The organism is Roseobacter sp. HKCCA0434 (assembly GCF_032464675.1).
Lineage (GTDB): Bacteria > Pseudomonadota > Alphaproteobacteria > Rhodobacterales > Rhodobacteraceae > Pontivivens.
This window is the reverse complement of record NZ_JAWDKL010000028.1, coordinates 1-20,556: the sequence shown is the minus strand read 5'-3', so window position 1 is coordinate 20,556 and position 20,556 is coordinate 1. Positions and strand designations below refer to the sequence as shown.

Below are 20,556 nucleotides of genomic sequence, written 5' to 3'. Positions count from 1 at the left end.
AAGGCGTAGCCGAACCTACGACAACCGCGGAGGATCGAGAGATCCGGGAAGTTTCGTTCCGACCGGCAACACCAAGGCTATCGCGAACGGATCGTCCGGTGCCGACGCCGGGGCCGGATACGTGCCCATGATCGCCAGAACCGCCTGCACCGCATGGCAGTCCTGACCGCCTCGGGAATCGTCCTCGCAGCAGACCTGCCGATCGTCCGATATGTCCACGACTTCGGCGTGATGATGAGTGGCAACGGTCGAATGCCCGACATCCATCACGGTCGACATGGACGCGACGGTCGTGAAAGCGATCATCAACAAGAGTCGGATCAAAGCCATCTCGAATACCTATATGGGGTATGAGCGGCCTTGCAAGTCACGCGGTCGTGACGATCCACCGCATCGGAGTTAGAGGTCGTTTAGATCCTCGCGGCGCTTCATGGTCGCGTGACGGTCGCCTCGGTAATCCTGAAGGCCCAAGATGCCGAAGAACTACGGAGCGTCTATACGGGCAACCACCGCCAGGACGCCGGCGGTGACGCGCAGTTCTGAACCCTCGCGGCTTTCCTGGGTAACTTGGTCTCACACTCGACTATTCGCTCCATCGCTATGGAGATACACGTAATTGCAAAATTGAGCTGTAATCATCCTTATGTAAATTTTACATTCGCATGTATGGATCCGCACATAGCCATACTAGATCTACCGTTGTCTTCTCTCGAGGATCAAGCCATAGGGAGGACAACCCGACATGCCGACGGGAATGATCTACATGTGGGGCGGGTCGAATTCGGCCCTGCCGAATGGATACCTGCTCTGTGACGGTAGCCAGGTGTCGCAGACACAATACAAAACGCTTTTCTCGGTAATTGGACATTCCTTCGGAGCCGGTGCCACCGATGGCATGTTTTTCCTGCCTGACCTGCGTGGACGCTTCGTTCGCGGGGTGGACGGCGGTTCGGGCAACGATCCTGATCTGGATGCCCGTCACGACATGCAGAATCCATCGACCTCCTATTCCGGGGTGGGATCGGTCCAGGGCACGGCAATGCAGTCGCACGGTCATGGCTATAACGGGGTAGTCAAATCGGACGACGGCAACGTCGATTGGTCCAACAAGGGTGGCTACAACCAAAGCTGGTACGTGTCAGCCGCGCCCTCCGTTCAGCTGAGCGACAGTGAGAACCGCCCGCTGAACGCAGCTCTGCATTTCATTATCGAGACGTGAGGGATTGCGATGATCATCCGGGACGACGACCTCTATACCCAGACCGTAACCCAGCCTCTGACCATCGACGGTCGGTCGGTCGGCAGCACCACGATCCAGTATGTCGCGCGCCGCTATGTCGACCTGAGGAATCTTGGTGCGAAGGCAGGCTATGTCCTGACATTCACCCAGCGGTTCTTCATTCCCAACACTGCGCCGTTCGATCCGGGCACGACCACCTCGCAGATTTTCTCCAACTATCCCGCACTCGTCACCAATACCATCAGCCTGGACGACCCGGATAACCTCATCGAGACCTTGATCCTGGTGGATTACGCGCCGCAGACCGTCAATGCGGCCGTCACCTCGAACGAGAGCGCGGGGTCATCCTCCTCGATGTCTAACTCTATCCAGCACAGCGCCGGGTCGAGCTTGGCCCAGACAAACAGCTACACGTCATCCGTCGGTTTCACCCGTTCGATGAAACCCTCGCTGCCCAGTCGCAACATCAACAAGTCGCAAAGCAATTCCAGCACGCGCCAGGCCTCCGCGTCGGTGACCAATGGGCAGCAGGAGCAATCCGGCACCCAGTTCTCCGACGGGTCCTCGATGTCGATCAAGGACTGGGGCTCTTATGTCCAGCTCGATACCGCGACCTGCACCATGCCAACCTGGATATTCTCTCAGGAATATCCATGGAATCTGATCGACTACCGGACGGTGGATGGAAGCGGGGAACTGGTCTTGCCGCAATACGTGATCGATCGCCTGTGGGACGGCGAGGTCGTGAACCCGCCCTCGGAACTCTCGCTGTTCGGCATCAACTTCGTGTGCAAGGCAGGCTGGCTGATCGAACTCGCGGATGGCGTGCTCGACACCTCGTCGCTGGCCTTCAATCATGCGCTCAAGCTGACCGTCGCCACCCACAAGGTAGACAATGACGGGACCTTCAGCGCGTCGATCAATGCCTATGCCGATCCGGCGTCAATTCAGATCGGCACGCTGGACCTGCCTCGCCTGGCCCTCGACCCGCTGAGCGCCGCCGATGGCCCGTCCCTGATCGGATTCGTGCCCGGACAATTTTTGATCGCCCCCCGATCGGATGGGACGCAATGTGCGATCACAGCCGAAGACAACACCTCTCTGGCGACGGCGACCGGCTTCACGAGTGTTTCGCGGAGTGGTTTCATGGCGACTGATTTCACAGCGGGCGCCACGCAACTCGCCATCTCGTTCAAGCTGGACGAAAGCGCGTCGGATATCGGCCTGTCGTTCAAGCACTGGGTCGCGGGCAACGGCGGCGTCACGCTCAGCGTGGCGGTCAACGGATCGGAGCCGATCATCCGTTATTTTGACGCGAAGGAAGCGGGCAGTGGAGGCGAGAACGTCACGACCATCCCACTGCGAGTCAAGGATTTCAGCTCGTTGGATTACTGCGACCTGCTGACCTACGGCCTCAACGACATATCCGTTACGCTGATGCCGGATGCAACCGACGGCCCGTCCTCCTATAACCTCATGGCTCTGGCCATCGGCTGATCGACGGGAAATCGACGATGCCCAAGTCTTTCGCGGTCATGTCGTGGAATCTCGAACGCAAGAGCGGGCGCGGGTTCACGACCAACGAACGTCTGGCGGACGGCATCGTCGATCCCATCGTGACGTCACTCGAGGAGAAGGGACAGGAGAGGTTCGTCGCCTACCTGATGGAGTTCAAGGGGAAGCCGAAAACGCTCGAAGACGTCGGCATAAAAATCCAGACAGCGTACAAGCAGAAGACAGGTCGCGACCTCGACGTTGAAATCACTGATCTCGGCGGCGGATCATATACGCAAGAGTCGATGATCACGATTTCTGACGGGCTGAAGGTGAAGAGCGAGCCCTTGGGCATCGGGAAACGGGTGGAGGAAAAGATTGAGGCGGATGTCGTGCTGGGCAAGCGGCGATACAACGACTTCAACAGTCGTCGCCCGCTTGGAAAGCGCGCAGCCGCCAAGAAATCAGAGACTCATCGCTACGGCTCCGAGGTCCTGGTCGAGGGCGCAGGATCCGTGGATACCTCATCCATCAAGACAATCGACCCCGTGGATCGTTTCAGAACAAATACACGTCCAGCTTCCGAATTCCGCGACGGATTGTATTCGGAGGTCGAGTTCGAGGGTCAGACCTTCAAGATCGTGTCGGCCCATGCGCCGGGACCGAAGGTCACGAAAGAATTTCCCGGCGTCGTGGAGGCGACCTTCGAGGAGGCGGCCGAAAGGCAGGTCGATTTCGTCATCGGGGATTTCAATACCCGTGGCAGCATCAAGACAGATGCGTTCAGGCCGACAATCGCGAAGCGCAATCTCGGCACGACCTTCAAGGCGAAGGACAGACGCGCGGGAAAGCAGGTGCTGGGAACTTCGAAGTGGGATCGCGCCATGCCCACGACGCGGGATATCCCGTTCAAGATCAATGTCGCGGATCCGGTCATCTCGGGCGCGGCCGGGCTTACGGATCATGCTCGAATCGAAGCCGAGGTCACGCTGATCGAGACGCCACCGACGTCTCCGCAAGTCGAACCGGCCTCGCCGACGGAGCCATTTCCCTCGTCGGCCACGACGACCCAGAGCGCGCAACCCCTTGCGTCACCTTCGACGGAGGCGGACCCGTTCACCGCCGCAGGTAAATCGAGCGAGGCGGCTGCGGGCGGGACCCCGTTCGACGCCGAAACGGTTGCCGACCCGGCCTCCGCTGCGCTTGAAGGCGGAGAAGCGGCCGGAGGCGAGGAGCTGACCGAAATCGCCCTCGCCTCACTGGTGTAATCGACAGGATAGCGCTGCGAACCAGAGATGGCGCTATTCGGCTGAGGACCTAGCCGCCGTCGGCTAGAGGTCCTCGCCTTCGAGACCGAAAGGACCTTCCGCGCCAAGTCATCGTTTCGCTCTCCGATCCCTCAATCACCGATATAGACCGCATCCAGCTCGCGCGTGGCACCGTCGCGGATCGCCAGCACGCCCCCGATCTCGTCCGCTTTGGTGCCGAAGAAGCCTGCCTCATGCTGCGAAGTCGCGCTGCCGCTGAATGTGACTGCGCCGGAGGTGAAGCTCACCGAGCCACCAGATGCGGTATTACCGGCGATCATCGCATCGGTCACCTGGATCACGCCCACGTCGGTCACCGCGACCGACCCGCCGAAATTGGTCCGCGTCCCATCGAGATCGCGGATCTCCACGCTCAGCAGCCCCGCGCCGAAATCGGCATTCGCGGTCATCGAGCCGGCCAGCTCGTAGGTGTCGAACCCGTCCCGGATGTCCACGTCGCCGGTCCCGACATAGCTCGCCGTCGTCGGCAGCTGCCCCAGCGGCGTCGCCACCCCGACCGTACCGCGGGTGACCGGCCCGGCTACAGGCTGCGAGGTGAAGATCCGAACGAAATCCTGCGTGCCGGTCAGGTCGATCGTCCCCCCCGCCCCGTCGAGCGTGACCATCATGCGGCTTGCATCGATATCCCCGTTCTGTGCACCGGCAGCGAAGCGGTTTGCCGCCCGGTCCAGTGTGCCGCTCTCGTTCGTCACCGTCCCGCTGGCAGCATCGAGACGCTGGACAGTCAGCGCGCTCACCCGCGACGAGGACGGATCGGCGAAGGCGCGCAGGGCGGACGATCCGCCGTCGTTGCAGGCGGCCAGTGTCAGCGAGCTGGCTAGCAGAACAGAAGTCAGACGCATGGGGATTCTCCCTTAAAGCAAGATGAAATCGCTCGCGGCCAGGTCGTCCAGACCCAGCCCGGCGAAGGTGATGATCGTGCCCTGATCGGCAAAGGTGGCGACGCCGTCGACCTCCGACACGTGGGAGAATGCCTCCGCCGTATCCGCATAGCCGAACCCGTCCAACGCGATCCGATCGACACCGCTGTCGAAGCCCGACCCTGTGATACCGGAAGCACCGCGCCCGGCGAAGTCGAGCGCGAGGGCCGCAATCACGTCCGAACCGTCATCGGTCGAGAACACGAATACATCCGCGCCCAAGCCGCCATCCAGCAGGTCGTCGCCCGCCCCGCCGGTCAGCGTGTCGGCTCCGCCGCCATTACGGCCGAGATCGCCGCGCAGCACGTCATTGCCATCTTCACCCGACAACGCGTCATTGCCGGTGCCGCCGACGAGCAGGTCATTGCCCACCCCGCCGTACGCCTCGTTGTCGCCGCGCATCATGAAGATGAAGTCGTCGCCCGCGCCACCGTCGAAGAAATCGTCGCCCGCCACGTCGATCAGCAGGTCATCGCCCTCTCCCCCATAGAGCGCGTCATCGCCCATACCGCCATCGACCGTATCGTCGCCCCGCTCTCCGCGCAGTGTGTCGCTGCCGGTATCGCCGAGGATCTCGTTCGGCCCGGCATCGCCGACGACGTTATCGTCACCCGCCCCGCCGACGAAGCTTTCCTCGACATTGAGGATTTCCACCGTCCGCGCCCGCGTCGCCACGTTTCCGGCCAGGTCGGTGGCACGAAGCTCGACGGTAAAGGTGCTGACATCCTCGAAATCGAGCGCCGCTCCGTCGGCGAGCCGCAAGGCGTTTCCGTCGAGGACGAACCGACCGTCCGCATCGTCGGTCAGGACCCAATCCACCGCCTCGCCCGCATCGAACGTCCCGACGAGATCGCCTGCCTCCGCGTCTTCGGCGATCTGCCCAGGGGACAGCACGATATCGGTCGGGGCGAGCGTATCGACCTCCACCGCCAGCGGTGCCGAGGCCGCCGACAGGTTGCCCGCCGCGTCCGTCGCCACCACCGTCAGGCTGTAGCTGCCATCCGCCAGCGACCCGAGCGTCAGGCTCCAGGCGCCCGCCGCGTCCGCCGTCGCCGTGCCGAGCGAGGTCACGCCGTCGAAGACCTCCACCTCGGCCCCCGGTTCCGCCACGCCCCGGACCGTCGGCGTCGCGTCTGTCGGATCGGGCGGACCATCGAGCACGAGGCTCGGCGCGTTCGGTGCGGTCAGGTCAACCCGGATCGTCACTGCGTCCGAGAGAACGCTGTTGCCCGCGACATCCGCCGTGCGGACCTGCGCCTCGTAAGTGCCCTCGGCGAAATCGGTGATATCGACCGTGATCGACCAAGTGCCCTCGGCCGTGACGGTCGTGCTGCCGTAATATCCGTAGACCGAATAATCGGGGGTGAAATAGAAGTCCGTACCATCAATAACCAGTGACGCGCTGTTGCCGGCCACCCCGGTTCCAGAGAAGGTTAGCGAGCCGTCATTGGTTTCGAAATCACCAGTCTGCCCGGTATCGTTGGAGATCGCGGTGATGGCCCCCGCTGCATCCGGTGTCGTGTCGATCGTGACGGTCCGGATATCCGAGCGTGTTTCGTTGCCCGCACCGTCTCGGGCAACCAGCTCGACGTCGTATGTGCCTTCGGCCAACTCGGAAAGCGTGGCGAAAATCGCGCCGTTACCGCTGCCGGCCGTCCCGCTCTGCGCGAGTGAGCCGTCGATATAGATCTCGTATCGGGCGCCGTTTTCGGTCTCCGCCCGAATGCTGAGGGTTGTGTCGCGCGTGATGAAGTCGGTCGAGGACTGCCCTGAGTCCGCCTGGATACCCGTGATGCGGGCAAAGTCAGGCGCGGTCGTGTCTAGCGTGAAGGTCGTTTCTTGCAGATCGACATTGCCCGCGCCGTCGATGCCACGGACCGAGATCGTCTTGACCCCGTCGCTGGAATACGCAGTGGAAATCGTAGCGTACTGGACCTCGCCCGTGCCACTCGCCACAGTGACGAAACCGTTGCCGTCGCCGAAATCGATCTCGACCGTCGCACCGTCCTCGGCCACATAGGCAATTGATGGCATCGTTTCGGCGGTCACGCCGTCGAGGTCACTCGCACCGCTGTCGCTTGTCGCCACCAGCCGCGGCGCCAGGAAGAAGCTGACCAAATCGATCTGCCGATCCGCCACGCCGTCGAGCGCGTCCATCCGACCCAGATCGGACGAGCCGAACGCGTAGCCCGCACCGGATCCGCCCGGAGTCGAATCCCGCCCGACCGTCACCAGGAAGTCCGACAGTCCGTCGCCGTCGAAATCGTCAAGCGCGCTGAGCGACTGCGCGAACCCATGACCAAGATCGGTGCCGGTGATCGTCCACGACTGCGTCAGAGCCGCCATATCGAGCGCGCCAAGCGCGATCCGCCCGTCGCTCGCCCCGTCCGAAAGATCGGCGGCGGCGAGGTCGGCTGCGGCCAGGATCCAGACCTGACCCGCATAGTCGCTGCCCGAGCGAATGCCCGCAGACAAAGCAAGGTCCGCACGGCCATCGCCGTCGATATCGTCGAGCAGCGTACCGGTGGTCTGGACGTACGTGTATTGGCCCAGCCCCTCCACCGCCGGCATCGCGATCTCGTAGCTGTCGGCCTGAGCGGCGATTTCCGCGACGGTCAGGCTGTTGTCGTCGATGCCGTCTTCGAGATCCGCAGCCTCCACCTCGGTTCCGCTCAGCAGATGCCAGACGGCAGTCGCGGGAGCGGACTGGGCGTAACTTCCGGTGATCAGCAGATCGTCTGTGCCGTCGCCGTCCACATCGTTCACCGCAACTTGATTGCCGGTGTTCGGAAACTCCTGCGCGCCGTCGATGCGATAGCTGTCGCCTCGCCCAGCCACGTTGCCGAGCGCGATCACATCGTCATCCATGCCGTCGGCGGTGTCCATCGCCTCCAGCGCGTCGCGATCGATCAGGTAGACGGTCCCCGCGCGCCCCCCTTCGATCGAGGTGATGACCAGGTCGCCGGTTCCCATGATGTCGCCCCCGGCGGTGGCGAACCCAGCCTGAGAATTCCCGCTCTCTCCGTTGAAGCGGTAGACCCCCGGTTGGGCCACGATCCCGGCGAGCGTCGCATTACCGTCGGAGCCACGCGCTGCGGCCAGCGCGGTGGAGGTCACGAGATAGGCGCCGCCGGAATTCACCAACGGCCGGTCCAGCAGATTGCTGCCAATGAGGAAATCGGTCTTGCCGTCACCGTCTATATCGCCGACGGCATTCAGGCTTTGCTGGCTCCCGCCATAGCTCTCCTGCGCGGCGAGCAGCACCGAATTGGTCGATGCGCTGATGGAGGAGACGCGGATCCGCCCGTCGGCCGTCCCGTCAGCGGCGTCGAGCGCGGCCAGCTCGGACCCGTCGATCAGCAGATAGGCATCTGCCGAGCCTTGTGTCGCGATCAGGATGTCGGGCGTGGCGTCGCCGATCGCATCGCCGATCCCGGTCGCGCCGTAGCGGCTCAGCTGATTGTACTGCCGCGCGCCGTCCACGGCGAAGCTGCCCGCGGCCAGCGCGTTGGCGAGGTCCACGTCGCCGTCTCGCGCGCCATCCGCCAGATCGGCCGCTTTCAGCGTCGAACTGAGCACGACATAGGCGCGGCCTTCCGCATTGGCCGCGCCGCCGAAGATCGACGTCGCCAGGATCAGGTCGTCCTGCCCGTCCCCGTCGATATCGCCCGCCGATCCGATCGTCTGCGCGGTAAAGGCCGCGCCCGCCGACGTGTCGTAGAAGCGGTAGGAATTGACGGGGAACCCTGACTTGTCGATCACCACCAGCTGCGAGGCGATACCGGGCGAGCGCGTGCCGGCCAGGGTCTCCGCCTGCGCGGTGTAGGTATATTCGCCTTCATCGAAATTCGATGCCACCACGCTCGACCAGGTTCCGTCCCCGCCGACCGTCCTGATGTCCTGCGCAATCTGGATGCCATCCTTGAAGATCTTGAAGATGATCCTGTCGCCCGGATCGCCCGTGCCGAAGACGCGCGGGCTGTCGTCGATCGTGACGAAATCATCCGGCGTGCCCGTATCGGCAGTGATCGCGGTAATGGTCGGCGTAGAGGGCACCGAGCGATCCACCGTCATCTCCTCGACCGAGATCGAGGACATCGTGCCCGCTGCGTTCGTGACGAAGGAATAGAGACTGTAGTCGCCATCCGCCAGGTCGACTCCGGTAATGTAAGACCATGTGCCGTCCGCGCCGACGGTGACGGTGTCCATCACGATATCGACCCCGCCCTGGACGATGCCGAGCGTGACCTCGTCGCCCGCCGTGCCGGTGCCGCGCAGGATCGGCGTGCTGTCGCTGGTGACGAAATCGCCCGGCGTGCCGGTATCGTCGGAAATGCCGGTGATCGTCGGCTCCACAGGTGTGGAGGTGTCGATGCTCACGGCATAGTCGCCCCCGGTCACGCCGGCATTGCCCGCGCGGTCCGTCGCCTGCGCTGTGAACACGTAGTCGCCATCCGCCAGCGGGTCGAAACTGGAGTTGAGTCTCCAGCTCCCGCCGAAGTCGGTCAACGCGGTTCCGAAGACCACGCCGTCGCGATACACGGTCACCGTGCTGCCTGCCTGCGCCGTGCCGACCAGGCTCAGCGTGTTGTCCGAAGTGATGCCGTCGTCCGGCGTGCCGGTATCGTTGCGGATCCCGGTGATGACGGGGATGCCGGGCGCTGTCTGGTCTATCACCAATGAGGTCTGGCTGCTGCCCGAATTGCCGACAGCGTCGATCGCGCGCAAGATCAGCGTGTAGCTGCCCTCCGCGATCGGGTTGACTGGCTGGACGCTCCAGTTGCCCGACGCGTCGGAGGTCGTTGTCGCGATGGTCACGCGGGTCGAAAAGCCACCCGGCTGGATCTGCACTTCAACTTGGCAATTCGGATCGGTCGTCCCCTCGAAGGTGGGACGGTCATTCATGGTGTTCAAATCGGTCTGTGACGTGCCCGTGTCGTCCCCGCTGGCCAGACGGTAGGTAAGTCTGGGTGCGTCTGAATCGACGAAGATCGACAGCGTATCCGACGCGAACAGCCCGTCGCGCGAAGCCCGCACCACGATGTCGCGCTGTTCCTGCACGAACAGGGGATATGCCTCGTCGAGCGTGAAGCTCTGCTCCCCGCCCGTGCCGGTTCCCACCGCGACGAACCCGCGCCCATCATCCCAGTCGATGGCCAGCGTATCGCCCGCCCCCGCCACCACCCGCACCGTCGGCGTACGATCGCCGGTAATCTTGTCGGTGCCGGAAATACCGTTGTCGTCGGAGAACCCCGTGATCACGGGCGTTGTCGGTGCGGGCATGAATCCGTCCCTGTCGGTTAGAGCTTCGCAGGCCGGCTGGTATCCGGCAGCTTTGCTATCGTTTACCCTGCTGTGGCCTCGGCCCGGTATCCATGGAACCATACAGGCGAACGGATTCAGCCGTCCCGCAACTGCGTCGCAGATAGACGATTCCATCTATGGTGCGGGCCCTTCCGCCTGCCTATGCTCGCAATCTAGACAGTCGGATTGAGCAAGCGATGACCCAGCCAGTGCCATCGGTCCTGATCGTGGAGGATCGCATCCACACCGCCAACCGGATGCGCGCCGCGATAGAGGCGCAGCCGCGCCTCGCCTTGGCAGGGGTGGCACATATGCTCGACACCGGGCTTCAGCTGCTGCACGAGCGGCGGCCGGACTTCCTGCTGGCCGACCTCGGCTTGCCCGACGGCAATGGGCTGGAGCTGATTCGGGCAGCGCGCGCTGCCGACTGGCCTTGCGACGTGATGGTCGTCAGCGTCTTCGGTGACGAAAGACGCGTGATCGACGCGATCCGCGCCGGTGCCAAGGGCTACATCCTCAAGACGTCGAGCCAGGAGGACATCGCCGCCGCCATCCTCAGCGTGATCGACGGCGGATCGCCCATGAGCCCGCAGATCGCCCGCTATCTGCTGCGCCTCGTCGGCGACCCGCGCGAGGGCGGCGGCGGCCAGGGCGGCGTGACCCTTACCCAGCGCGAGGCGGAAATCCTGGCCATCGTGGCCAAGGGCTATCGCCGACAGGAAATCGCGGATCAGCTTTCGATCTCGATCGGAACGGTGGGCAATCACATCAACAACATCTACCGCAAGCTGGAGGTCGGCTCGAACATCGAGGCGGTGGCCCGCGCGACCCGCATGGGGCTGCTCTAAGCGTGCCGAGCCTCGCGCGTGTGGGTCTCGCCGCGCTGGCGGTCACAGTTCTCGCGCTGCTGATAGCGGCATCGGGGCGCATCGGCGCAGGCCCGCGGACCGAGCCGTTTCTCGTCGACCGCGTGCAACTTTGTGAGACAACAGACCTGTGCGGAGAGTTCGTAACCCTGCCTTGGCAGCAATCTGCCGCTTTCGATGACGTGCTCACCACCGCGATACTGCGTGCCGAGGTGCCCACCGCCGCTTTTGGCGATGACCTGCCTGCGATCCTGTTGCCCCGGATGGCGGACCGCGCCGAGATCCGCGTCAACGGCACGCTGGTGAGCTTCGACATCGCGCGGCAGGCGCGGTTCTGGAACCAGCCGCTCTTCACCAGTTTCGGGCGCGCGGCGTTGACCGGCGGGACCGAAACGATCGATATCCATCTCAGCGCCGAACCGGCCACTCGGCTGGCGCTCGATCCGTTCCATGTCGGCTCCGGCCAGTCGATCTATCATCTGCACCAGATAGTCGTGGTGGCGCGCATGGCGCTGACCCGCACCGCCTTCGGCGCGGCGGCCTTCTCGGCGATCCTGTTCCCGCTGTTCTGGTTCGCCAACCGCTCTGACAGGATCTATCTTTGGCTGGGCCTTACCAACCTGTTCGCGCTGCCGGCGATCATGCATTGGGTCTGGCGTGCGGATCCGGCTCCACCGGCCGACTGGTTCATGTGGTGGGGTGTCGGATTGCTGTTGTCGGCATACTGCTTCCATCGCTTCGTCGCCGCGTTGCAGGGCCGCACGGCCCATGTTCCGGTCCATACGGGTTTCGGACTGGCGATCGCGATGCTGCTCGTCTGCCTTGCCTTGCCTTTAGAGCCCGCCGTCCTGACGATGCGCTCGGCACTGGGCATTGCGCTAGCGGCGATGTTGTGGCCACTGGGTCTGCTCGCCTTCGGCGTCGTACCGTGGCGCGACTGGCCGCTCTTCGCGCTGATGGCCGTGACACTGGCGACGACATGGCTCAACTGGCTGTCATACGTCCTTCCGGACCCGCCCTTCGCTCGCACGCTCGCCTCATCGGGGACCTTCGCCTTCATGGTGGGCATGTTATGGCTGATCTTCTGCCAGCTCTTCCGTACGATCCGCAATTACGAGAGCTTGACGGGGGAACTTCAGGACCGCGTTGCGCGGCGCACCGCCGAATTGCACGAGACCTATGCCCGCCTGGCCGAAAGCGATCGCCGCCGCACGCTGGAAGAGGAGCGCCAGCGCATCATGCTCGACCTGCATGACGGCGTCGGTGGGCAACTCGCCAACACGCTCGCCTACATGGGGGAGAAACACGACCCCGTGCTGCGTGACGCACTGGAAGATGCACTGCGCGACCTCGCCATGACAGTCGACAGCTTGGAGCCGACCGAGAGCGTTGCAGACCTTCTTTCCAACCTGCGCGAACGGCTTGAACCGCTGTTGAGCGCTCGCGGCCTCCGCTTCGACTGGAATATCGAGGGAGAGCCGCATCGCGCGGCCACCGGCCCATCCCAAAACCTGACCCTGCTGCGCATCGTGCAGGAGGCCGTAACCAACAGCGTCAAGCATTCCGGCGCGCGGGTTATCGCCGTCCACCTCACCGAGCAGGCCCTGACGATCCAGGACGACGGATCCGGCTTTGACCCCGCGGCACCCGCGATCCGCAGGGGTCTGGACGGCGGCTTCGGCCTTGTTGGGATGCGCCGCCGCGCCGATCAGATCGGCGCGCGCCTTTCGATCGAGAGCGATAAAGACGGGACGGCGGTGTCCCTCCATTGGGACTGACCACGTCCTGCATGTCTAAGAAAGCGGTGATGCTCGGGAAAGCGATCAAGACAGCAAGTGCCAACATCGCCGTGACCTGCCACGGGATTTTTCCTCCACCGTTGATTTAAGTCCGGCCCAACCTGAGGACCGACAATGAAGCGAACGAGGTTCACAGACGAACAGATCATGGGCAACCTGACCGAGCGTGAGGCTGGCGCGAAGTGCGCAGACCTGTGCCGCAAGCACGGCATGTCGGAAGGCACGTTCTACAACTGGAAAGCCAAGTTCGGCGGCATGACGGTGTCCGAGGCCAAACGGCTGAAGGCGCTGGAGGACGAGAACGCCAAGCTGAAGAAGCTGCTGGCTGAACAAATGCTGGATCTGGCTGCGATGAAGGATCTGGTTTCAAAAAAGTGGTAGGGCCTGCCGTGAAGCGTGAAGCCGTTGCGTATCTTCGGGCCGAGCATGGCCTTACGGAGCGGCGGGCCTGCCAAATCGTCGGCGCGGACCGCACGATGATCCGCTATCGATCTCGGCGTGCCCCGGACACGGAATTGCGCAGCCGCCTTCGCGAGTTGGCCAACGAACGCCGGCGGTTCGGGTACCGGCGCCTGTTCGTTCTGCTGCGGCGCGAGGGCGAGCCTTCGGGGATCAACCGCATCTACAGGCTCTACCGTGAGGAGGGGCTGACGGTGCGCAAGCGAAGGGCTCGACGCAAGGCGGTCGGAACAAGGGCCCCCATCCTGGTCGAGGCGCGCCCCAATGCGCGCTGGTCGCTGGATTTCGTCCACGATCAGTTCGCCAATGGCCAGCGCTACCGGGTGCTCAACGTGGTCGACGATGTCACCCGTGAATGTCTCGCGGCGATCCCTGAAACCTCGATATCAGGGCGTCGTGTCGCCCGTGAACTGTCGGCCTTGATCGAGCGCCGCGGCAAACCCGGCATGATGGTCAGCGATAACGGGACGGAACTGACCAGTAACGCCATCCTGCGGTGGTGTTCCGAGCAACGGATCGAATGGCACTACATCGCGCCAGGCAAGCCCATGCAGAACGGTTTCGTCGAGAGCTTCAACGGGCGGATGCGGGACGAACTGCTTAACGAGACCATGTTCCGCAACCTAACTCACGCACGCGCCATGATCGCCGCCTTGGCAGCAGACTACAACACCAAGCGCCCACAATCGGCCTTGGATTACCAAACCCCGGCCGCCTACGCGAGCACCCTGATCACCGCAATCGCCCGCCCCGCTGCGCGGGATGAAAGCTCCGTGCGTCAGGCAATTGCTCAACCTGCGCCAACTGGCACAAACACCAACTGGGCTCCGGTCGCGGTTGGATGAAAGTTCAGTGGCAGGTCACGTCAAAACGCGCAGCCATAGGACCGGTAATGCCCCAGCAGCGCCCCTCCACCCACACAGGCGAGCATCAAGATAAGCGCTTTATGCCAATCCGCCGATTCATACAGGTGCCAAGTCCCGACTCGAGCATGACTTGACAGCCCGCCAAGTACAGGGCCGCGCGTATAAGGCATTGCAGAAGGCTGTGAGACGTTTAGCCGTCGATGGAGGGAACTTCAGATACGGCCTGCCATTGTCGTCACGCCTTTTTCCGTGCGGGTGTAGGACGATGGACCACGAATGGACGGCGACATCGGTCGTATATCTGTGGTATGGAAGCAATTGATTGCAGTTGGGGGCAACATGAACACGGTCACCTGGATCGCGTTGCTTGGGATTGCGCTCGGAATTCTGATTCCGATCATCGTCAACTTGCGCCGCAGAAGTCTGGGCAGGGTCCGCATCGATCTGGACGGCCCGACGCAGTCGCCCGACTCGTCGATAATGGGCACGGTGCATCTGCGCATGGCCCGTCCCGGTCGCAGCGGCCCGGTGCGGTTGACGCTGCGCTGTACCGAGCGGCTCGACGGAGACGGGCAACCGACCTCCGGCGTGCGGGCGGAAGAAACCTGGCAGATCAGCGATGGGCTCGACTTCGCGCCGGGAGAGGAGCGCAAGGTGCCGTTCGAGCTGTCGCTGCCCGGCGGATCGCGCGTGGATGCGCATACGATCCACGCCACCCGCGGGACGCTGCCATCCGTGATGCGGCGCGACTACGACTGGTGGTGTATCGCCGAAGCCGAAACCAGCGGCGGCGTCACGCTGCGCGCGATCGAACGGATCAATCTGGTCAGAGAGTGATCAGCGCGGCGGGCCGACGGATTCGTCGCTGCGCAGCAGTTCGATCGCTTGCGCACAGCTCGTCTCGGTCGGCTCGGGCGCTTCGCCGGCCTCCGCGCGTTCCACGCCGATTTGGAAATGCGTGTCGAACACGTCCTGCGCGCCGGTCAGATCGGCACGATCCGATGCCAGCCCTGCGCGCACGGCGTCCATCCGCTCCTCCGTGATGTCGCCCGCGATCGCCGCGCATCGCTCCATCAGCCATGTCAGCATTCCCGCCGCCTCGCCCGAGATCTGGGCGGCAATCTCGTTCCCGAGGGCATCGTCGTTGGACTGGGACATGAGGGGGCTTCCGAACAAGAGAGCGAGGCAGAAAACAGGTCTGATCATGAATCGGCCTTTCTTCACAAGAAACCGTTGCGACAACCTTGAATTGTGGCAATATCATGGCACACAGCTTATGCGCGAATCCACCCTCTTTTCAAATTGCGGTAGCGGAGATCCCTCATGCCCGATGGCCAGTTCCTCGAGAGCTTCGAAACAGACGTGCTTGCCCCTCTTCTCGACAGCCTCCTAGCACGTTTGACCCATGCGGTGGCAACGCGCGACGCGGCTGCCGATTTCGTCACGATCTTCGGCGACAGTGACGGTATCGGGGCGCTCCTTGCCTCGATTGCGGACGGCGAGACGGTCCTGCCTCCGGTGGAGGTTGTCCCCGCCGACGTCCTGGCAGGCGCGGACGGCGCCTTCGTCGCGGCGACGGGGCAGATCCTGATCTCGTCTGCGCTGGAAGATGCGAGCGATGCGCGCATCCTCGACGTACTGGCCGAGGAGCTGGGACACCTGTTCGATGCCATGCTCAACACCGCCGACACGCCCGGCGACGAGGGCGCGGCCTTTGCGGCCTGGCTGCGTGGCGAGCCCGCCCGCGCACCCGGTGGATCGGAAGACCACGGAACGATCACCTTCGAGGGCGAGATCCTGGCCGCCGAATTCGCGACCAGCGTGTCCGACAGCGGAGGCTACGAAGGGTCGAACCAGACGCTGACGCTCGAATCCACCGAAGGCGGCACGCTGACCTATCGCTACGAGCACTACCGCATCACCGACCGGTTCGTCATCCGCTACGAGGGGCAGGACCTGCTCGACACCGGGTTCGTCGGCGGCTCGGCGACCGGCACGATCGACATTCCGCCGGGCGACAGCGATCAGCTGGAGATCCTCGTCATCACGAACGATCAGGGCACGGCCTGGAACTATGACGTGACCGCCGAGACCTGCCCGCAGCCCGCGCCGCTGCACGTCACCTCGCTGGGCGCGGATTTCGAGTTCGCCGACGGAAAATGCTCGGCCGACGCCACCGTCACGGTGGGGCGGGAGGACGGGACCGATCCGCTGATCCGTTATGCGGGCGGGTCTGCCTCCTTCGACCGCAGCTCGGTCGCGCTGACCTCCGGCACATTCTACGCCACGGTCGGGGGCGTGTCCGACGCGCTGTTCTCCGCCGACATCACGTTGGACGCGGATACGCGCAAGGGGTCGGTTTCGGGCGGCGGGGCCACCGGCGATTTCGAGATCGCGGGCAAGGCCGTCCGCTTCGAGGAGGTGACGGTGCTCAGCGACCGGCTCGCCTTCGACATCGAGTTCGAGTTGCCCGAGGAGGCGACCGGCCTCGTGGTGCGGACGGTCGAGGTGCTGGACGATGCGCTGATCATCGGACCCGACACCTACCAGTTCGCCGGCAACGGCAAGCTTGAGCTGCCGGATGTCGTCGATTTCAGCCTGCTGGGTCTGCTCGACGTGCAGGCGGACGACATTTCGGTCGAGCTGCGCAGCTCGGACGCGGCGGTGCGGTTGCAGGCCAAGCTGAAGCTCGACGCCTTCGCCAAGACCCTCGGCGGTCTGTCGGAGGTCGAGGCCGACCTCAGCGGCGAGAACTACCTCCAGATCGCCGCGGACGGCGAGGTGGATCTGGTCGGATCGCTCAAGATCGGGCGGGAGATCGCGGCCCCCCGCGGCTGGGGCCTGTCTGAGATCGAGCTGACACTCGACACCGTCGCGCGCGAGGTCGGCGGCTCGGCCACGGTGCGCACCCCCTTCGGTGTGCAGTTCGGCGAAGGCGCGACGGTGCGCCCGTCGCTGCAATTCACGCTCAACCCGCTCGAACTCGACTCCGTCGGGCTCGACATCGACAATCTCAACGTGCCGATCCCGGCCTATCCGCTGTTCTTCTTCCAGAATATCGAAGGACAGATCGACAATTTCGCGCCGTCCAACAACAAGGATATCGAGTTCTCGGGCGGCATCGGCGCGACCTTGGGACCGCAGATCGCGGGCACGCGGCTGGCGCGGCTCGACCTCGACGGCAAGATCACCGGCGACGCCATCGAAGGGTCGGCCGAGATCGACATCCTGACCGCCAATTTCAATGCGTTCGGCGCGGATCTGGGTACCTTCACCCTGATCGAGGGCAACGGCACCGCAGCGCTCGACTGGAAGAAGGGAGAGTTCAAGCTCGACGCCACGCTCGACGTGCTCGACGGGTTCCTGACCATCACGGCCCCGCTGCGCGCGGACAAGGATTTCAACTTCGGAACCGGCGGCACGGCCACCGTGTCGCTGCCCGGCTTCGTCCCCGTCTTCGGCGGTACGCAACTGGCGAACGGCAACTTCTCCCTCAACTTCACCAATGACGGCAATTCGTCCAACGACTTCGTGGCGGGATGGGGGCAGGTCACGATCGAGCAACTGGGCTTCGAGGTCGATGTGACGGTCGGCCTGCGCATCAATTTCGACGGGTCGATGGAGCGGATCGGCTCGAACAACATCCCGCCCGTGGGCAGTTGGGACATCGCGCCCGGACAGGACTACGTCATCTTCTCGGCGCGCTGGGAAAACGAGGACCCCGCCGCGCGGCTGCTCGTGGAACTGCCCGACGGCACCATCCTGACCGAAGAGGAGTTCGCCGCGAACAACATCGCGGTGCTCGACGCCTTCTCCAATTCGACCTCGCGCACGATCATCGCCTTCGACCCGGTGGAGGGCATCTGGGACATCGAGGTCGAGGACCCGACCGGCCTCGGCGCGATCGAGACGGAGGCGCTCGGCGATACGGCAGGGCCGACCTTCGGCTTCCTCGACGTGTCACAGGCGGGCGATCTGGTCACGATCTCCTACGAGGCATCCGACATCGACTCCGATGCGGTCGTGACCTTCTGGGCGGATACCGACCCCGATGACGGGCTCGACGGGTTGCTGATCGGAACGGTGCAGGAACAGGACGGCGCGGCCAGCCTCGTCTGGGATGCGTCGAGCATCGCACCGGACGACTACCGCATCTACGCGCTGGTCGACGACGGCGACAATCCGACGCTGATCGCCGTCGATGACACGGTGCTGACACTCGGTCAGGCCGTGGACCTCGCCATCGCGATCACCCCCGACCGCCGCGAGGTCGAGGAGGGGGAGACCCTGACCTATACCGTCGACGTGACCAATCCCGGTGGCGTGGCCGCGGCCGGGGCGCAGGTGCTGCTCGACATTCCGCAGGGAACCACGCTGGTCTCCTCCACCCTCGCGCCGAGCGCGCAGGACGGCACGACGCTGACCTTCGACCTCGGCACGCTGGTCGGGGATGCCAGCTTCGACGTGACAGTGTCGGTGCCGGATCTGGACGACACGGTGACGCTGTCGGCGAACGCGCTCGTCCTGTCGGACAATGTGGACGGCAACAGCGCCAACGACGCCTCCTTCGTGGACGTGATCGCGCTGCAGGCGCCGGAGCCGGAGGTCGACCTGTCCGTCACGGTCGCCGATGCGCCGACGGACGTGGCCCTGGGCCAGCCCTTCGACTACTCGGTGACGATCACCAATGACGGGCCGGACATTGCGACGGGCGTGGTGCTGGAGATGCGCGCTGACAATTTGCAAGGCGCCTTCCTGTCCGGCGGCTTCAATGCAGGCCAGGACCTGTTCCGGGCGACCGTCGGCACGCTCGCCGTCGGGGAGAGTCGGACCTACACGTTGACCGGCACGCCGATCGCGGCAGGCGATCTCGCCATCACCTCCATCGTGTCCTCCAACGAGGGCGAATTGAGCGTGGCGGATAACGAGCTGGTCTCGACCGTGAGCGTCCAGCCCGGACAGGCCGATCCCGCCGACCTTTCGGTCGGGCTGACCGCCACCGATCCGGACGATGCGGGCCGGTCGACCATCACCATGTCCATCGCGAATGCCGGACTGGGCGTTGCCACCGGCGTGACGCTTGCCCTCGACCTTCCCGACGGTGCGGTCGTCCTTTCCGCCACCGGGTTGCAGGGAAGTTTCGATCCCGCGACGGGTCTGTGGACGCTGGGGAACATCCGGGACGGTCTGTCGCGGAACTTCACGCTGGTGGTCGACGGAACGGATGTCACCGAAAGCACTCCCATCACGCTGGAAGTCGTTTCCGTGCGGGAGGAGGATCCCGACTCCACGCCCGGCAATGGCGACCCGGCCGAGGACGACTTCGCCTCCGTCGCCAGCCCCTTCGTGACCGGAGAGGTGCTGACCGGCACCAATCGGGCCGACGCCATCGACGGCGGGGACGGCAACGACACCATCGACGGTCTGAACGGGCGCGATGTCCTGAACGGCAACGATGGCGACGACCTGATCTCGGGCGGACGCGGGCGCGATCTCATTGATGGCGGCGAGGGTGACGACACCATCGACGGCGGCAAACAGAATGACGTGATCGAAGGTGGCGCTGGCGACGATGTCATCGAAGGCGGCCACGGCTGGGACCGGCTCGACGGCGGCGACGGGAACGACATGCTGTCGGGCGGCGACGGGTTCGATTTGCTGATCGGCGGCGCGGGGAACGATACGCTCGACGGCGGCAGTGGACGGAACGTGTTGAAAGGCGGGGAGGGCAACGACCTGATCGACATGTCCCAGGGCGATGACATCGTGTTCTTCGATGCGGCGGGCGATGACAATGCCGACATCGTCACGGGCTTCGGGCCGGGGGACAAGGTGGCACTGGACGCGGATGCGTTCGACATCGGGTTCTGGGACCGCTTCCGCTTGAACGAGATCGTGTCTTACGACAGCGAGACCGGCGAGTTGCGGGCTGATTCGGATGGCGACGGGGTCGCCGACCTGATCGCGACATTCGAGGCCGGGACCGAGCTCGATCGCTTCGACATTCTGGCCTGGTAGGGAGCTCGCGGCGGGGGGCCGGGCCCTCCGCCGCGTTGACGTTTGCCCGCGGCGATGCCGCCCGTCACCGACTTGCAATTCCGGCATCTCACGCATGTGGAGATGCCGAAAGACAGACCCCGACAGGCCTCCGGCCATCTTCGCAGACCATGGACGGGACGAAAGGCTGAAATGGTCCCAGAGAATCGGACATTTGGCTAGGGTGTGTCCCGAACCTTTGAAGGGATACGAGAATGGCGAAGCGCCGGAAATTCACCGATCA

General features: G+C 64.1%; 12 protein-coding genes. 8 read left to right on the top strand and 4 right to left on the bottom strand.

Features of this window, described 5'->3' with window-relative positions; genetic code table 11:
• Nucleotides 1–15: 15 nt before the first annotated feature.
• A complete protein-coding gene (locus tag RX333_RS14825; protein WP_316015732.1) occupies nt 16–330 on the bottom strand; it encodes a hypothetical protein in 315 nt (104 codons plus the stop codon).
• A gap of 412 nt (nt 331–742) precedes the next feature.
• Between RX333_RS14825 and RX333_RS14820 the strand changes: the two genes are divergently transcribed.
• From RX333_RS14820 to RX333_RS14810, 3 genes are read left to right on the top strand one after another with little or no spacing between them, the layout of a single operon-like run.
• A complete protein-coding gene (locus tag RX333_RS14820; RefSeq protein ID WP_316015731.1) occupies nt 743–1,219 on the top strand; it encodes a phage tail protein in 477 nt (158 codons plus the stop codon).
• 9 nt (nt 1,220–1,228) lie between these two features.
• Entirely contained in the window at nt 1,229–2,737 is a 1,509-nt protein-coding gene (locus RX333_RS14815) for a hypothetical protein (RefSeq protein ID WP_316015730.1), read from the top strand.
• A gap of 17 nt (nt 2,738–2,754) precedes the next feature.
• Nucleotides 2,755–4,002 carry a hypothetical protein gene (locus tag RX333_RS14810; protein WP_316015729.1) on the top strand — a complete coding sequence of 416 codons (1,248 nt, stop codon included), beginning with the start codon at nt 2,755–2,757 and terminating at the stop codon, nt 4,000–4,002.
• Nucleotides 4,003–4,133: 131 nt separating this feature from the next.
• Here the strand turns inward: RX333_RS14810 and RX333_RS14805 are convergent, their stop codons facing one another.
• Nucleotides 4,134–4,904: a transferrin-binding protein-like solute binding protein gene (locus RX333_RS14805; RefSeq protein ID WP_316015728.1), complete on the bottom strand. Its 771-nt coding sequence runs from the start codon at nt 4,902–4,904 to the stop codon at nt 4,134–4,136.
• Between the two features lie 12 nt (nt 4,905–4,916).
• Nucleotides 4,917–10,265, bottom strand: a complete 5,349-nt coding sequence (locus RX333_RS14800) for a beta strand repeat-containing protein (RefSeq protein ID WP_316015727.1) — start codon at nt 10,263–10,265, stop codon at nt 4,917–4,919.
• A gap of 218 nt (nt 10,266–10,483) precedes the next feature.
• On the opposite strand from RX333_RS14800, the gene RX333_RS14795 reads away from it, so the two are divergent.
• From RX333_RS14795 to RX333_RS14780, 4 genes are all read left to right on the top strand, one after another.
• A complete protein-coding gene (locus RX333_RS14795; protein ID WP_316015726.1) occupies nt 10,484–11,134 on the top strand; it encodes a response regulator transcription factor in 651 nt (216 codons plus the stop codon).
• Nucleotides 11,135–11,136: 2 nt separating this feature from the next.
• Nucleotides 11,137–12,930 (top strand): ATP-binding protein, encoded by a 1,794-nt coding sequence (locus RX333_RS14790; RefSeq protein ID WP_316015725.1) that lies wholly within the window; start codon nt 11,137–11,139, stop codon nt 12,928–12,930.
• A gap of 135 nt (nt 12,931–13,065) precedes the next feature.
• Nucleotides 13,066–14,255, top strand: a protein-coding gene (locus RX333_RS14785; RefSeq protein WP_316015724.1) for an IS3 family transposase whose coding sequence is annotated in 2 segments (ribosomal slippage) — nt 13,066–13,318 and nt 13,318–14,255 — 1,191 coding nt in all. Because the reading frame shifts where the segments join, the coding sequence is not laid out codon by codon here.
• A 297-nt stretch (nt 14,256–14,552) separates the two neighbouring features.
• Nucleotides 14,553–15,113 (top strand): hypothetical protein, encoded by a 561-nt coding sequence (locus RX333_RS14780; RefSeq protein WP_316015723.1) that lies wholly within the window; start codon nt 14,553–14,555, stop codon nt 15,111–15,113.
• On the opposite strand, the gene RX333_RS14775 is transcribed toward RX333_RS14780, so the two are convergent.
• Nucleotides 15,114–15,434, bottom strand: a complete 321-nt coding sequence (locus RX333_RS14775) for a hypothetical protein (protein WP_316015722.1) — start codon at nt 15,432–15,434, stop codon at nt 15,114–15,116.
• A 165-nt stretch (nt 15,435–15,599) separates the two neighbouring features.
• Between RX333_RS14775 and RX333_RS14770 the strand changes: the two genes are divergently transcribed.
• The gene (locus tag RX333_RS14770) at nt 15,600–20,294 is read left to right on the top strand and encodes a hypothetical protein (protein ID WP_316015721.1); all 4,695 of its coding nucleotides are present in this window, start codon (nt 15,600–15,602) and stop codon (nt 20,292–20,294) included.
• The last annotated feature ends 262 nt before the right edge of the window (nt 20,295–20,556 follow it).